The organism is Burkholderia diffusa, assembly GCF_001718315.1.
Lineage (GTDB): Bacteria > Pseudomonadota > Gammaproteobacteria > Burkholderiales > Burkholderiaceae > Burkholderia > Burkholderia diffusa_B.
The window spans coordinates 1,674,349-1,688,546 of the sequence record NZ_CP013362.1; the positions used below are offsets into that span (position 1 = coordinate 1,674,349).

At 68.6% G+C, this 14,198-nt stretch carries 13 protein-coding genes; 10 read left to right on the forward strand and 3 right to left on the reverse strand.

The features are described from left to right. The first annotated feature begins 4 nt into the window (after positions 1-4). The 3 genes from WI26_RS07765 to WI26_RS07775 are packed head-to-tail and all read left to right on the forward strand — an operon-like array spanning position 5 to position 4,243. Positions 5-2,458, forward strand: coding sequence for a fimbria/pilus outer membrane usher protein (locus tag WI26_RS07765; RefSeq protein ID WP_069225653.1), 2,454 nt, complete (start codon positions 5-7; stop codon positions 2,456-2,458). A 16-nt stretch (positions 2,459-2,474) separates the two neighbouring features. After that, a complete protein-coding gene (locus tag WI26_RS07770; RefSeq protein WP_069225654.1) occupies positions 2,475-3,221 on the forward strand; it encodes a molecular chaperone in 747 nt (248 codons plus the stop codon). Further along, a complete protein-coding gene (locus WI26_RS07775; protein WP_069225655.1) occupies positions 3,218-4,243 on the forward strand; it encodes a fimbrial protein in 1,026 nt (341 codons plus the stop codon). Before WI26_RS07770 ends, WI26_RS07775 begins: the two co-directional genes overlap by 4 nt. Positions 4,244-4,329: 86 nt before the next feature. Here the strand turns inward: WI26_RS07775 and WI26_RS32660 are convergent, their stop codons facing one another. Together WI26_RS32660 and WI26_RS30980 are read right to left on the reverse strand one after the other, a co-directional pair. Beyond that, entirely contained in the window at positions 4,330-4,467 is a 138-nt protein-coding gene (locus WI26_RS32660) for an HHHH-motif protein (RefSeq protein ID WP_167359242.1), read from the reverse strand. Between the two features lie 46 nt (positions 4,468-4,513). Continuing rightward, positions 4,514-4,753 (reverse strand): hypothetical protein, encoded by a 240-nt coding sequence (locus WI26_RS30980; RefSeq protein ID WP_081057519.1) that lies wholly within the window; start codon positions 4,751-4,753, stop codon positions 4,514-4,516. 392 nt (positions 4,754-5,145) lie between these two features. On the opposite strand from WI26_RS30980, the gene WI26_RS07780 reads away from it, so the two are divergent. The 7 genes from WI26_RS07780 (at position 5,146) to WI26_RS07810 (ending at position 11,984) form a co-directional block, all read left to right on the forward strand. Continuing rightward, the gene (locus tag WI26_RS07780) at positions 5,146-5,814 is read left to right on the forward strand and encodes an RNA polymerase factor sigma-70 (RefSeq protein ID WP_069225656.1); all 669 of its coding nucleotides are present in this window, start codon (positions 5,146-5,148) and stop codon (positions 5,812-5,814) included. Positions 5,815-5,908: 94 nt separating this feature from the next. After that, positions 5,909-6,151, forward strand: a complete 243-nt coding sequence (locus WI26_RS07785; RefSeq protein ID WP_069225657.1) for an MbtH family protein — start codon at positions 5,909-5,911, stop codon at positions 6,149-6,151. 45 nt (positions 6,152-6,196) lie between these two features. Further along, entirely contained in the window at positions 6,197-7,216 is a 1,020-nt protein-coding gene (locus WI26_RS07790) for a TauD/TfdA family dioxygenase (RefSeq protein ID WP_069225658.1), read from the forward strand. Beyond that, on the forward strand, positions 7,206-8,057 hold the full coding sequence (locus WI26_RS07795; RefSeq protein WP_069225659.1) for an ABC transporter ATP-binding protein: 852 nt from the start codon (positions 7,206-7,208) through the stop codon (positions 8,055-8,057). The genes WI26_RS07790 and WI26_RS07795 overlap by 11 nt, the downstream gene beginning before the upstream one ends. Next, positions 8,054-10,147 carry a Fe(3+)-hydroxamate ABC transporter permease FhuB gene (fhuB, locus tag WI26_RS07800; protein WP_069225660.1) on the forward strand — a complete coding sequence of 698 codons (2,094 nt, stop codon included), beginning with the start codon at positions 8,054-8,056 and terminating at the stop codon, positions 10,145-10,147. Before WI26_RS07795 ends, fhuB begins: the two co-directional genes overlap by 4 nt. Then, entirely contained in the window at positions 10,144-10,944 is an 801-nt protein-coding gene (gene fhuF / locus WI26_RS07805; protein WP_069225661.1) for a siderophore-iron reductase FhuF, read from the forward strand. The genes fhuB and fhuF overlap by 4 nt, the downstream gene beginning before the upstream one ends. A 5-nt stretch (positions 10,945-10,949) precedes the next feature. After that, a complete protein-coding gene (locus WI26_RS07810) occupies positions 10,950-11,984 on the forward strand; it encodes an ABC transporter substrate-binding protein (protein WP_069225662.1) in 1,035 nt (344 codons plus the stop codon). Positions 11,985-12,189: 205 nt separating this feature from the next. Here the strand turns inward: WI26_RS07810 and WI26_RS07815 are convergent, their stop codons facing one another. Next, positions 12,190-13,935 (reverse strand): cyclic peptide export ABC transporter, encoded by a 1,746-nt coding sequence (locus WI26_RS07815; protein WP_059537391.1) that lies wholly within the window; start codon positions 13,933-13,935, stop codon positions 12,190-12,192. Between the last annotated feature and the right edge of the window lie 263 nt (positions 13,936-14,198).

Consider the following 14,198-nt stretch of genomic DNA (forward strand, 5'->3'; position numbering starts at 1 on the left):
CTCCGTGCTGGTGGTCGGCAGCCAGAGCCATGCGACGGAATTCAATTCGTCGTTCCTCGACATCGACGGCACGAACAACGTCGACCTGTCGCAGTTCTCGCAGGCCGATTTCACGCTGCCGGGCGAATACATGCTCGACGTGCAGGTCAACGACCTGTTCTACGGGCTGCAGGCGATCCAGTTCATCGCGCTCGACGCGTCCGGCGCCGGCAAGCCGTGCCTGCCGCCGGAACTCGTCGCGCAGTTCGGCTTGAAGCCGTCGCTGGCGAAGGATCTGCCGCGTTTCCAGGGGGGGCGTTGCGTCGATCTCGGCGCGATCGAGGGGGCGACCGTGCGTTACCTGAAGAGCGACGGACGGCTCAAGATCACGATTCCGCAGGCTGCGCTCGAGTTCACCGATTCGACCTACCTGCCGCCGGCGCGCTGGTCGGAGGGGATTCCGGGCGCGATGCTCGACTATCGCGTGATCGCGAATACGAACCGCAGTTTCGGCTCGGGCGGCGCACAGACGAATTCGGTCCAGGCCTACGGCACGATCGGCGCGAACTGGGATGCATGGCGCTTTCGCGGCGACTACCAGGCGCAGTCGAACGTGGGCAACACGGCGTACGCGGACCGGACGTTCCGCTTCAGCCGGCTTTACGCATTTCGCGCGCTGCCGTCGATCCAGTCGACGGTGACGTTCGGCGACGACTACCTGAGCTCGGACATTTTCGACACGTTCGCGCTGACCGGCGCGTCGATCCGCAGCGACGACCGCATGCTGCCGCCTTCGCTGCGCGGCTATGCGCCGCTGATCTCGGGCGTCGCGCGCACCAACGCGACCGTGACCGTGTCGCAGGCGGGCCGCGTGCTGTACGTGACGCGCGTGTCGCCGGGCGCATTCGCGCTGCAGAACATCAACACGAGCGTGCAGGGCACGCTCGACGTCGCGGTCGAGGAAGAGGACGGCAGCGTGCAGCGCTTCCAGGTGACGACGGCCGCCGTGCCGTTCCTCGCGCGCACCGGACAACTGCGCTACAAGGCCGCGGTCGGCAAGCCGCGACAGTTCGGCGGCGCGGGCATCACGCCGTTCTTCGGCTTCGGCGAAGCAGCCTACGGCTTGCCGTTCGATGTCACGGTGTACGGCGGCTTCATCGCGGCATCGGGCTATACGTCGATCGCGCTCGGCGTCGGCCGCGATTTCGGCACGTTCGGCGCGGTGTCGGCCGACGTCACGCACGCGCGTGCGCGGCTGTGGTGGAACGGCGCGACGCGCAACGGCAACTCGTACCGCATCAACTATTCGAAGCACTTCGACGGGCTCGATGCGGACGTGCGCTTCTTCGGCTATCGCTTCTCCGAGCGCGAGTACACCAACTTCGCGCAATTCTCCGGCGACCCGACCGCGTACGGCCTCGCGAACAGCAAGCAACGCTACTCCGCGACGATGTCGAAGCGCTTCGGCGACACGTCGACCTATTTCTCGTACGACCAGACGACCTATTGGGCACGTTCGTCCGAGCAGCGCGTGGGCCTCACGCTGACGCGCGCGTTCTCGATCGGCGCGCTGCGCAACCTGAACGTCAGCGTGTCGGCCTTCCGGACGCAGAGCGCGGGCGCGAGCGGCAATCAGTTTTCGGTGACCGCGACGCTGCCGATCGGCGGCCGCCACACCGTCACGTCGAACCTGACGACGGGCAGCGGCAGCACGAGCGTGAACGCGGGTTACATCTACGACGATCCGGACGGCCGCACCTACCAGATCAACGCAGGCGCGACCGACGGCCGCGCGGCGGCGAACGCGAGCTTCCGCCAGCGCACGTCGACCTATCAGCTGACCGCGCAGGCATCGACGCTCGCCAACGCGTATGCGGCCGCGTCACTCGAAGTCGACGGCTCGTTCGTCGCGACCCGGTACGGCGTGTCCGCGCACGCGAACGGCAACGCCGGCGATACGCGCCTCCTGGTATCGACCGACGGCGTGCCCGACGTGCCGCTGTCCGGCACGCTCACGCATACCGACTCGCGCGGCTATGCGGTGCTCGACGGCATCTCGCCGTACAACGTGTACGACGCGACCGTCAACGTCGAGAAGCTGCCGCTCGAAGTGCAGGTGTCGAACCCGATTCAGCGCATGGTATTGACCGACGGCGCGATCGGTTTCGCGAAGTTCTCCGCCGCGCGCGGCAGCAACCTGTACCTGACGCTGACCGACACGGCCGGCAAGCCGCTGCCGTTCGGCGCATCGGTGCAGGACGCGGCGAACGGCAAGGAGCTCGGTATCGTCGGCGAGGGCGGGGCGGCGTTCCTGACGCAGGTTCAGCCGAAATCCGCGCTCGCGGTGCGCGCGGGCGAACGCACGCTCTGCACGGTGGACGCATTGCCCAACCAGCTTCAACTCGAAGGCACGCCGATTCCGGTGACGTGCCAGACGCCCGGCCAGCCGCACGCAGCGGCCGCACGGGCCGAACGATGATTTCACGGATCCAGCGATGACTACTGCTTTTTCTCATTCCTTCCCGCGCCGCGCGACGTGCGCGCTGGCCGCGGCCGGCGTCCTGCTCGCCGGCGCCGCGCATGCGGCGATCGTGCCCGACCGCACGCGTGTGATCTTCAACGAAGGCGAACAGGCCGCGATCGTCACCATCTCGAACAAGAGCACCACGTATCCGTATCTCGTGCAGTCGTGGCTCGAGGACACGAAGGGCAACAGGGTTACGTCGCCGCTGATGGTCGTGCCGCCGCTGCAGCGCGTCGAGGCGAACGAGCGCAACGTGCTGCGGATCGCGAAGCTGCCGGGCACGGCGCTGCCGGCCGATCGCGAATCGGTGTTCTACCTGAACATCCGCGAAGTGCCGCCGAAATCCGATACGCCGAACACGCTGCAGATCGCGCTGCATACGCAGATGAAGTTGTTCTACCGGCCGAAGGCCGTGCAGCCGGCACGCGACGAGGACTGGACGCTACCGATGACGCTGCGCGTCGACGCGGGGGCGCACAAGCTCGTGTTCGACAACCCGACGCCATACCACGTGACGGTGGTCGAGGTGACGGCAGGCGCGCAGAAGACGCCGGTGCCGATCGAGCCGGTGATGGTGAGCCCGATGAGCACGGCCGACGTGCCGTTCAAGGCCGCGACGCCGTCGACGCTGTTCGTCACGCACATCGACGATTACGGCGGCCAGGTGGCGGTCGAGTACGCATGCGATGCCGGTGCGTGCAAGAGCGTGAAGAAATGAGCGGCGTGCGACGCAATGCCATCGCGGCGCGGTTGCCTGCGTGGCTCCGGTGGAGCATGTTCGCGCTGTTCGTCGCATTGGCGCAGCCGGCGTGGGCGCTCAAATGCATCGCGGACAATGGCGGAATGTCGTTAACCGAAGCAATCGGCAACGTCGCGTCGTATCCGACCGACGCACCGGACGGCTATGTGATCTGGGTGTCGCCGCCGCGCACGACGACCGGCTATTGCTACAAGGACATCGGCGGGCTGCAGAACTTCCCCGAACAGATCTATTTCTACGCGAACCCTGAGCGGCAGAATCCGGCCGCGTGGGGTCTTGAAATCGGCATTCGCTTCGAGGGAACCGACTACTACGGGCGCAGCAGCCAGCCGGGCAACGGTATCGACACGCATCGCTACGTGCAGATCTGCGAGATGAGCGACCGCCAGGTCAATGCCGGGATGTGTCCGAAATGGCCGATCAGCATTACGTATCAAGTTGTCGTGCGCAAGAAGGGGACCTGGGTGCGGCCGCCGTCGGACATCTACGCGGTGTTCCAGTTCGACGGCGAGCGCGGCCTGAACAGCAAGGGGAGTTTCCGCTACAAGCTGAGCGGCCTGCAGAACCTGAAGCCGACGCCCTGCATGGTCGACGTGAAGGTCACGCCGGAGCCGGGCATCGTGAAGTTCGGCCAGGTTCAGGCGACGGGGAACGGCTTTTCGCCGGCGGTGCCGCGCAAGTCGTTCAGTCTCGCGCTGACCAAGCAGTGCAGCGTGCCGGTACGCGTGGACGGTTACTTCGAGACCTCGCAGACCGTGCAGAACGGGCTGCTCGTGCCGGACGCGAAGAGCAATTTCGGGATCGGAATCGAGGACAGAAACGGCACGGCCATCCCGTTCAACCAGCAGTTCGTGCTTGCGCAGATGCCCGGTAACGTGAACTACCAGAGCGTGATGCTCGATGCGGTGCTGAAGGCGTTCGGGCCGCCGAAGACCGGCCCGTTCAACGGCACGGCGACGATTCGGTTGTTCATCTACTGACGCGGGCGTCCACGAATTCGCCATACGCATCTGATGAAACAAGCGCCGGCATGCCGGCGCTTGTTTTCAGACTCGCGGCGCGCTGCTCAACGCACCCAGCGGCACACCTTGTGATGGTGATGCTCGAAGTGGCACACGCGGTGCGGATGGGCTTCGGCGATGGCCGGCACGAGCACGGCGGCGGCAACGGCGGCGGCGGTCAGGGTTTTCAGTAGCGTATTCATGTCGAGGTCCTGTCGTTCGGTATCGGGTCATGGGAGGAGAAGGGCATTACCACTGCGGGCGCTGGTCGTCACGGCGATCGTCGCGGCGGTCGTCCCGGCGGTCGTCATAACCACGAGGATGCTGCGCTTCCCAGTCGTGACGTTCCCAGTAGCGATGTCCGTCCCAATAGCGGTCTCCATGCCAGCCGATCGTCACTTCGGTCGGGGCCGGGTATGCGACGCATCCGGCCAGCATCACACTCGACAGCGCGCCAACCACGGCGGCGGATACCACAATGGATTTCATGTCGTTCTCCCTTGGAAGCAGCGGGTCGATCGTACGGGCCCCTAAAATTTCACGTGGTAAGAAGTTGCTACCGTAAATGACGACCGTATGCGTTTCGTCAGGACGGTGAAAGACCGCGCCGGCGCCACGCCAGCGGCGTACGTCATGCGAATTCGCTGCGGTGGCATGCCCATCATGGGCCGCGGGCCGTTTCCGCGCCGCGCTGATTCCTTTCATTCCGAAGGCATTTAGCCCGCCGCGGATCCACGACCTCCGCTCCGTTCGCCACAACGCGAACTACATCAATTAATCAGACAAATCCTGACGACTGGAAGGGGTATCTCGTAATCGTATTGAGAATGATTTGCGTTTACGTTAAATTGCGCTTTCCCGAAATCTGACGGAGCAGATCGATGGCTATGGCGGAAGTGCTCGAACGGCCGGCAGCGGCTACGGCGAACCCGTTCCTCGGCAGTTATCCGGACCGGCCGTCGCGTCCCGCGCCGCGCGCACGCCGTACCGAGGAGCCGCATGCGCAGGGCGCGCTGCTCGACGTGCTGATTTCCCATCGCGCGATGCTCGTCAACGTCGCGCGCGGCTTCGTCGGTTGTGCGAGCCGGGCCGAGGACGTCGTGCATGACGTGTTCGTGAAACTGGTCGAATTCCCGAACCAGGACGCGGTGCGCCAGCCGATCGCATACGTGACGCGAATGGTGCGCAACGCATCGATCGATGCTTGCCGCCGGCAAAGCCTCGAGAACGTCTATCACACGGAAGAGGACGACGGCTTCGACGTGCCGTCGCCGGAACCGACGCCGGAAGCCGCGCTGATGACGCGCGACACGCTGCGCCGCGTGTGGGCCGCGCTCGACGACCTGCCGGCGCGCAGCCGCGCGGCGTTCGAGATGGTGCGGCTGCGCGAGGAGACGCTGCAGACGGCTGCGCGCGCGCTGAACGTGTCGCAAACCCTCGTGCATTTCATGGTGCGCGACGCGGAACGGCACTGCGCGGAATGCCTCGACGCGTGCCATCGCGGCGACGCATGCCCGGTGTTCCTCGGCGGCCGCGCGCGCCGGCGGTAAAAAGTCGCGCCGCCCAATCGTCTTCAAGACAGGAGCGGCCGATTCGACACTTCGCCGCTTCGCTTCCTTCAACCTCCTCCCGCTTTTTTCGATCATGACGCAAGCCACGACGCCTTCCGCCGACACCGACGATCCCCTGTACACGGTCGTCATCAACGACGAAGAACAGTATTCGATCTGGCCGACGTTCCGGCCCGTGCCGGCCGGCTGGCGCGAGGTCGGCGTGAGCGGCCCGAAAGCAGACTGCCTCGCGCACATCGAGAAGGTCTGGACCGACATGCGCCCCGCGAGCCTGCGCCGCGCGATGGACGGCGATCGCGCGACGCGCGCGTCGTGACCCGCTGCGCCGCGTGTGCGGCGCGCCACCTGAAGAGGACGTTGCATGACCCTGCTTTCGTTGCCGACGCTCGACGACCTGCGTATCGAGCCGGGGCTGCCCACCGTCGTGTCGCCGCGCGGCGCCGACGGCATGTCGATCGACGAGATCGCGCCGCTCGCGCATGCGATCGCGGCCGATACGCTCGAACGGGCGGGCGGTGTGCTGTTCACGGGCTTTCGCGTGCCGTCGATCGATGCGTTCCAGCAGTTCGCGGCGTCGTTCGGCGATCCGCTGATCGGCTATGAATACGCGTCGACGCCGCGCAGCCAGGTCGAAGGCGCCGTCTACACGTCGACCGAATACCCGCCGCATCGCGCCATTCCGCTGCACAACGAGCAGTCGTACACGCGCGAGTGGCCGCTGCGGATCTGGTTCCATTGCGCGCTCGCGGCGCCGAAGGGCGGTGCGACGCCGATCGCGGACAGCCGCGCCGTGTATCGCGCGCTCGATCCGGCGCTGGTCGCGCGCTTCGAGCAGCGCGAGCTGCTGTACGTGCGCAACTTCGGCCAGGGGCTCGACCTGCCGTGGCAGCAGTCGTTCGGCACGGACGAGCCGGCCGAGGTCGAGCGGATGTGCGCGGCGCGCGGAATCGAATGCGCATGGCGCACCGGCGACGATGGCGAATTGCTGTTGCGCACGCGCGAACGTTGTCAGGCCGTCGCGCGCCATCCACGCACCGGCGAGCGCGTGTGGTTCAACCAGGCGAACCTGTTTCATCTGTCCGCGCTCGACGAAGACATGCAGGAAGCGCTCGTCGACGCGGTCGGGCTCGAGAACGTGCCGCGCAACGTGTACTACGGCGACGGCGAGCCGCTCGAGGCGGACGCGCTCGCGGAAATTCGCGGCGTGCTCGACCGCCAGCGCATCGTGTTTCCGTGGCGGACCGGCGACGTGCTGATGCTCGACAACATGCTGAGCGCGCATGCACGCGACCCGTTCGAAGGGCCGCGCAAGGTGGTCGTCGCGATGGCGCAGAGCCATACGGTTGCGCGCGCAACCGAACGGAGGGCCGATGGCGCGTAGTATCGCCGCGCTTGCCGCGCGCGGATTGACGGTGGGTTATCGCGACCATGTCGTGATCGACGGGCTGGACCTGTCGATCGCGGCCGGCCGCGTTACCGCGCTGTGCGGCCCGAACGGCTGCGGCAAGAGCACGCTGCTGCGCACGCTCGCGGGTCTGCAGCCTACGCGTGCGGGCCACGTCGACGTGAACGGCAAGCCGCTCGCGTCGTTTCGCCGTCGCGCGCTCGCGCGCGAGCTGACGATGCTCGCGCAGTTCAACCAGATTCCGTCGGGGCTCACCGTGCGCGAGCTGGTCGCGTATGGGCGCTACGCGTATGGCGGATTCCTGCGCGGATTGTCGCGCGCCGACCATGCGGCGATCGACGAGGCGCTCGACACCAGCGGCCTCGCCGGCGATGCCGAGCGTGACGTCGGCGCGCTGTCGGGCGGCGAGCGGCAGCGCGCGTGGATCGCGATGGCGCTCGCGCAGCAGGCGCCGATCGTGCTGCTCGACGAGCCGACGACCTATCTCGACATCCATCACCAGCTCGACATCCTGGATGCGCTGCGCGCGCTGAACCGCGCGCGCGGGCTGACGATCGTGTGGGTGCTGCACGACCTGAACCAGGCAGCGGCGTACAGCGACGAGATCGTGCTGATGCGTGCCGGCCGCCTCGTCGCGCAGGGCTCGCCCGACGCGATGCTGGAGCCGGCGCGGCTGCGCGCGGCGTTCGGCGTCGACATGCTGAAGCTCGCGCATCCGCAGACCGGCGCGCCGATGTGCGTGCCGGCCTACGGGCCGCCGACATCCGGCACGGCGGACGCGTTCGATCGCGCAATTCACCGGGATATCGCCGTATGACGACGTTCGCGATGCGCAAGCGGCTCGCCGCGAGCGGGCAGGGTGCCGCATCCGGCCGCCGTGCCGGCGCGCTCGCGCTCGGCCTCGTCGTGCTGATCGCCGTGCTGGCGGTGCTGCGCATCGCGCCGGACGTGCGCGCGTGGTGGCACGCAGCGCCGGGCAGCGACGCTGCCGCGCTCGCGGGCGTGTTCCTGTTCGATCTCAACCTGCCGCGCGTCGCGGCCGCGCTGGTCGCCGGCGGCTGCCTCGGCATCGCGGGCGCGCTGTTCCAGTCGCTCACGCGCAACCCGCTCGCGTCGCCCGACCTGCTCGGCGTGACGGGCGGCGCCCAGCTCGGCCTGCTCGCGGCAATGCTGGTGCCGGCGCTCGCCGGCGTCGCGTCGGTGCCGCTGTTGTTCGTCTGCGGACTGATCGCCGCCGCGTGCGCGATCGCCGCGGCCGGCGGCTGGCGCGCGACGCCGCTGCGGCTCGTGCTCGCGGGCAGCGTCTGCATGCTGCTGTTCGCGGCACTGTCGACGCTCGTGCTCGCGTTCTTCGAGCAGAACATCGCGGGCGCCGCGCTGTGGACCAACGGCAGTCTCTATCAGCCGGGCGCGACCGGGCTCGCGCTCGCCGCACGCTGGCTCGTCGTGCCGCTGCTGGCACTGCCGTTCGTGATCCGGCCGCTGAATCCGCTTGCGCTCGGCGACGAGGCGGCGGCGGCCGCCGGCGTGCGCGTCGACGCGTCGCGACTCGCCGCGACGATCGTCGCAGTCGCGTTCACGAGCGTGGCCGTCAGCATCGCCGGCCCGCTGTCGTACGTCGGGCTCGTCGCGCCGAATCTGCTGCGCCAGGTGCGCGGCGCACGCGCGGCCCGGCTCGGCGTGCTGGTGCCGCTGTCGGCGCTCGCGGGCGGCGCGCTCGTGCTCGTCACCGACAGTGCGGTGCTCGCGTCGGGCCTCGACGCGACGTTGTCGACCGGCGTCGCAATCGCGCTCGTCGGCACGCCGCTGATGCTCGCGATGATCCGGCGCGGCGCTGCATGGTCGGGCGTGCTGCACGCGCAAGCCGAACGCGCGGTCGGCAGCGGCTCGACGCGGGTGGTCGCCTGGCTCGAGCAGCTCGGCTGGCCGTTGCGCGCCGCGCTGTTCGTCGCGGCCGGCGTCCTCGTCGTGTTCGTCGGCGTGTCGGCCGGCCCCGAATGGCTGTCGCCGGCACGCTGGTCCGCCGCGCTGTCGGGTCACGATGCCGTCGCACGGATGCTGATCGACCTGCGTATGCCGCGGCTGCTGTGCGCGCTTCTCGCGGGTGCGCTGCTGGCCGTGAGCGGCGTCGCGATGCAGAGCGTGGTGCGCAACCCGCTCGCGGGCCCCGAAGTGCTCGGCGTCACGCAGGGCGCGGGGCTCGTCACGCTTTTTGCGCTGTCGACGTGGCCGCTGATGGGGCACGCGACGCTCGCCGGCGCCGCGTTGACCGGAGGCGCGCTGTCGCTCGCGATCACGCTCGCGCTGAATCACCGGCACCGCTACGCGCCGCTCGCGGTCGCGCTGACCGGCATCGTGATCGGCGCGCTATGGACGACGCTCGCGCAGTGGCTGATCACGCAGGAAAGCGTGCAGCCCGCGCGCTTCGTCGTGTGGCTCGTCGGCGGCACCTACGGTCGCAGCTGGGGCGAGGTGTCGATGCTGCTGCCGTGGTGCGTGCTCGCGGTGCCGGTATTCGCATGGCTCGCCGGGCCGCTCGACATGCTCGCGCTCGGAGACGACCAGGCGACTGCGCTCGGCCTGCCGGTCGCGGCGCTGCGGCCGCTCGCGCTGACGATTGCGACGCTCGCCGCCTGTGCGGCCGTCGCGGCGGTCGGGCCGGTCGGCTTCATCGGACTGATGGCGCCGCATGTCGCGACGATGCTCGGCGCGCGCCGGCACCGCACGCGGCTGTGGCTCGCGGCCGCATGCGGCGCGCTGATTCTCGGATGTGCCGACCTGGCGGCCCGCACGGTCGTCGCGCCGCGCGAAGTGCCGGCAGGTGTCCTGACCGCGCTGATCGGCGCGCCGTACCTGCTCGGGCTGCTGGTTCTCGAGGGGCGCCGCGCCCGGCGCGCGGGGCGATGACCCAGGCGCTCGACGGCGCACGCGCCACGCGCTTCTCCGCGTTCGCCCCCGAACCGTTCGCCGAGCATCTCGACACGGTATGGCTCGGAATGCCCGACGATGCGCACGCACTTGGCCGGATCGTCGTGCCGGTCGACGCGCTGCCCGATCATCGCGATGCGCTGCTCGATGCGATGGCCCGCCACTACGGCGGCGATCCGGCGCTGCATGCGCGTGCGCTGATGTCGCAATGGAGCAAGTATTACTTCGGCCGTGCAGCGCCTGCCGGCGTGGTCGCCGCGCTGACGCTCGGCCGGCCGCTCGACATGGCGCCTGGCCGCACGTTCGTCGCACTCGACGACGGGATGCCGGCCGCGCTGTATTTCGCGCCGGACGCGCTCGGCGCGCCGTGCGACGCACCTGCGCCGCGCTATGCGGGGCTGCTCGCGCATCTTGGCGCGGTGATCGACCTGCTCGCGGCGATGGGCCGCGTCACGCCGCGCGTACTGTGGAGCAACGCGGGCAACCTGCTCGACTATCTGTTCGGCACATACCGTTCGCTGCCGTGCGCCGCCGATCCCGCGCGCGATGCCGACTGGCTGTTCGGCGCGTGTCGTGTCGAAGGCGAGCCAAATCCGCTGCGCCAGCCGGTGCGCGACGCGGTGCCGCGCTCGCCGCTGTTGCCGACGCCATTCCGCGCGCGCCGCGTGTGCTGCCTGCGCTATGAAATTCCTGGAGAAACGCAACTGTGTGGAAGCTGCCCGCTGCTATTGACGATGGACGACGCGGCGCTGGCCGAGCAGGATGCGATCCGGTGACTGGGTTGCCACACGCCGGCCGCCGCCATGCGCTCGGCGCACTGGCCGCGCTCGGCGCCGCATGCTGCGGTGCGCTGGCTGTACCGTCCGCCGCTGTCGCGGACGACGCGCGCGGCGGGCAGGGCGGCACCGCCCCCCAGTTGGGCCGCTCGCTTGCCGGCAATCCCGTCGTATCGCAGGCGAGCGCGACGATGCCCGTGCGCCCGCAACGCGTGGTCGCGCTCGACTTCATGTTTGCCGAAAGCGTGATCGCTCTCGACATCGTGCCGGTCGGCATGGCCGATACCGCGTTCTATCCGGGCTGGCTCGGCTACGAAAGCGAGCGGCTCGCGCACGTGACCGACATCGGCTCGCGTCAGGAGCCGGGGCTCGAGGCGATCGCCGCGGTGAAGCCCGACCTCATCATCGGCGTCGGCTTCCGGCATGCGCCGATCTTTGCCGCGCTCGACCGGATCGCGCCGACGATCCTGTTCCAGTTCAGTCCGAACGTGTCGGAAGACGGCGTTCCCGTCACGCAGCTCGACTGGATGCGGCAGATCTTCCGAACGATCGGTGCCGTGACCGGGTGCGATGCGCGTGCGAAGGCGATCGAAGGGAAGCTCGATGCAGGGATCGCGCGCAACGCGACACGGCTCAAGGCCGCGGGCCGCGGTGGCGAACGCATCGCACTGCTGCAGGATCTCGGGTTGCCCGATCGCTACTGGGCCTATACGGGCAACAGCACGTCGGCCGGCCTCGCGCGCGCGCTCGGGCTCGACCCGTGGCCGAAGAAGCCGACGCGGGAAGGCACGCTTTACGTGACGTCCGCCGATCTGCTGCGGCAACGCGATCTGGCCGTGCTGTTCGTCACCGCGACGGGGATGGACGTGCCGCTGTCGTCGAAGCTCGACTCGCCGGTGTGGCGTTTCGTGCCCGCGTTGCGCGAACGCAGGATCGCACTCGTCGAGCGGAACATCTGGGGGTTTGGCGGGCCGATGTCCGCGTTGAAGCTCGCCGACGTGATGGCCGATACGCTGCTGAGGCTGCCGGCCGTGCGCTGAACGCGCGGATTGTCGTTCGTGGGTGGGGAAACGAGAGTCGCACAGGCATTCGCAAGTCTCCGCATGCCGATGGCATCACGAATACACCAGTACACCGAACGATATTTCCTTCCGCTTTTTCGGATCCTTTCCGCTTGGCCGAACCGAAAACCGGCCGCCTGCACGCGCCGATTGCGGCGCGCAGGCGGTCGGTGTTCATGCGTGCTTACGCGCTCAGCGCGTCGGCGCCATCCCGTGCGCGTGACCGCGCGGGCGTCGTGTCGCTGACGATCTGCCCGTTGTCGAGCTTCAGCAGCCGATCGGCGAGACCGAAATAGCGATCGTCGTGCGTGATCACGATCACGGCCTTGCCGCGCGCGCGCAGTTCGGGCAACAACTGCTCGTAGAACACCGCCTTGAACGACGGATCCTGGTCGGCCGCCCATTCGTCGAACAGGTAGAACGGCCGGTCCTCCAGATACGCGACGACGAGCGCGAGCCGCTTGCGTTGCCCGGTCGACAGCGCGCGGTTCGAGAACGCGCCGTCGACGACCTTCACCTTGTGATCGAGCGCGAGCTTCGCGACCAGCGCGTTCGCGCGCGCGTCGGCCTGCGCACGCGCCGGATCGTCGGGATCGACGATGCCGAGCAACGCATCGAACAGGTGGAAATCGTTGAACACGGCGCTGAAGCGCTGCCGGTACGCGGCACGCTCGCGCCAGCCGATCGTCCGGCCGTCGACCTCGATCGCGCCTTCCTCCGGCTCGTAGAGCCCTGTCAGCACCTTCGCAAGCGTCGTCTTGCCGCTGCCGTTGCCGCCGACGATGAACACGAGCTCGCCCGGCCGGATCGTCAGGTCGATCGGCCCGATCCGGAACATGCGTTCGTCGCGTTCATGGAAATACGCGTGCGTGACCCCGCGCAGCGTGACGGCGCCGGCCGCCGGCACGTCGGGCGCATCGCTGGCTGGCGGCACCGTGCGCAGCGCGCCGAATTCGGCCATCACGCCTTCGATGCGCGCAAGCGACACACGTGCCGCATTGACGGTCGGCAGATTGTTCAGCAGTCCGTCGAGCGGCACCAGCATGAACAGGAACACGACGACGTAGCCGGCCGCCGTGCCTGCATCGGCATGCACGCCGAGCTGCGGCCAGAATGCGGCCGCGCCGAGGAACGCATAGAACAGGAAGATGATCCAGCCGACGCCGACTGCATACGCGCTGAACGCGCGGCGGCGGTGGTCGCGCACCTCGCCGATCGCGGCGCCGAGCTGGCCGTCGACGAACTGGCGTGCGCGCGCGTCGTGCAGCTTCAGTTCCTTCGCGCCGGAGAACAGCGAACCGAGATAGCCGAACAGGCGGTCCTGCGCGTGGCCGGCCGCCTCGAGCGACGCGATCGCGCGGCGATCGCCGGTGTGATAGCCGAGCGAGCCCGCGACGATCGCGGTCAGCGCGAGCAGGCACACGGGCCACGACAGCCACGCGAGATAGCCGAGGCAGCCGAACACGATCGAGCCGTGCATCACCAGGTTCGGCAGCGCGAAGAACAGCATCGACACGTTGGTCGCGTCGTCGGTGAGCACCGACTGTACGGGCGCCGCGCCGATCCGCTCGATGTCCCGCAGCTCGGCCGCGCCGACGCGCCGCGCGAGATGCACGCGCAGCCGTGCCATCGTGTCCTGCGACAGCCGGGCGAACAGCGTGCCCGACACGATGCGCGTGACGAGCGCGATCACCGCGCACAGCGCGAAGCGCCATGCGAGCGACGCATCGGCCGCGCCGGGCGTCGCGAGCGCGCGGTTCAGCGTCGCGACGAGCAGCACGCTCGCGACGCCGTTGAGCACGCAGGCAACGAGCGCCAGCGCGAGCGACGCGCGGCTTTCGCGCAGCAGCGCGAGGATCAGGCGGGCCGCTGGGCGGCCGGGGGAGGCGTCGAGGGACGGCGGGGAAGAAGGCTCGTGGGCAGCGGTCATCGGCAACGTCGGTAAATGAAGGGCGGGCAAACCTTGCGGAAACGGCAGGACTGGTGCGAAAGCAGCGCACGGCACAGGCCCGGTCGCGGCGTTCCTCCCTGATAGACGAACGGGCCGCGCAAATATTTAGCCATGCGTTCAAAAAGTGCATTCGTTCCGACTTTGCGCGCAAGACGGTAAAAAATCGGCTGCGCCGTTCGTCACACCAGTGAAGCCGCCCCATGCGGCCCCGAGACTTGGCCGAAGCGGCCGGACCGAAGGAC

What these genes read in the sequence shown, in the direction of transcription:
- fhuF (WP_069225661.1), top strand. Translation starts at nt 10,144, where the DNA reads ATGACCCAGGCGCTCGACGGCGCACGCGCCACGCGCTTCTCCGCGTTC.
- WI26_RS30980 (WP_081057519.1), bottom strand. Translation starts at nt 4,753, where the DNA reads ATGAAATCCATTGTGGTATCCGCCGCCGTGGTTGGCGCGCTGTCGAGT.
- WI26_RS07785 (WP_069225657.1), top strand. Translation starts at nt 5,909, where the DNA reads ATGACGCAAGCCACGACGCCTTCCGCCGACACCGACGATCCCCTGTAC.
- WI26_RS07795 (WP_069225659.1), top strand. Translation starts at nt 7,206, where the DNA reads ATGGCGCGTAGTATCGCCGCGCTTGCCGCGCGCGGATTGACGGTGGGT.
- WI26_RS32660 (WP_167359242.1), bottom strand. Translation starts at nt 4,467, where the DNA reads ATGAATACGCTACTGAAAACCCTGACCGCCGCCGCCGTTGCCGCCGCC.
- fhuB (WP_069225660.1), top strand. Translation starts at nt 8,054, where the DNA reads ATGACGACGTTCGCGATGCGCAAGCGGCTCGCCGCGAGCGGGCAGGGT.
- WI26_RS07780 (WP_069225656.1), top strand. Translation starts at nt 5,146, where the DNA reads ATGGCTATGGCGGAAGTGCTCGAACGGCCGGCAGCGGCTACGGCGAAC.
- WI26_RS07775 (WP_069225655.1), top strand. Translation starts at nt 3,218, where the DNA reads ATGAGCGGCGTGCGACGCAATGCCATCGCGGCGCGGTTGCCTGCGTGG.
- WI26_RS07815 (WP_059537391.1), bottom strand. Translation starts at nt 13,935, where the DNA reads ATGACCGCTGCCCACGAGCCTTCTTCCCCGCCGTCCCTCGACGCCTCC.
- WI26_RS07790 (WP_069225658.1), top strand. Translation starts at nt 6,197, where the DNA reads ATGACCCTGCTTTCGTTGCCGACGCTCGACGACCTGCGTATCGAGCCG.
- WI26_RS07770 (WP_069225654.1), top strand. Translation starts at nt 2,475, where the DNA reads ATGACTACTGCTTTTTCTCATTCCTTCCCGCGCCGCGCGACGTGCGCG.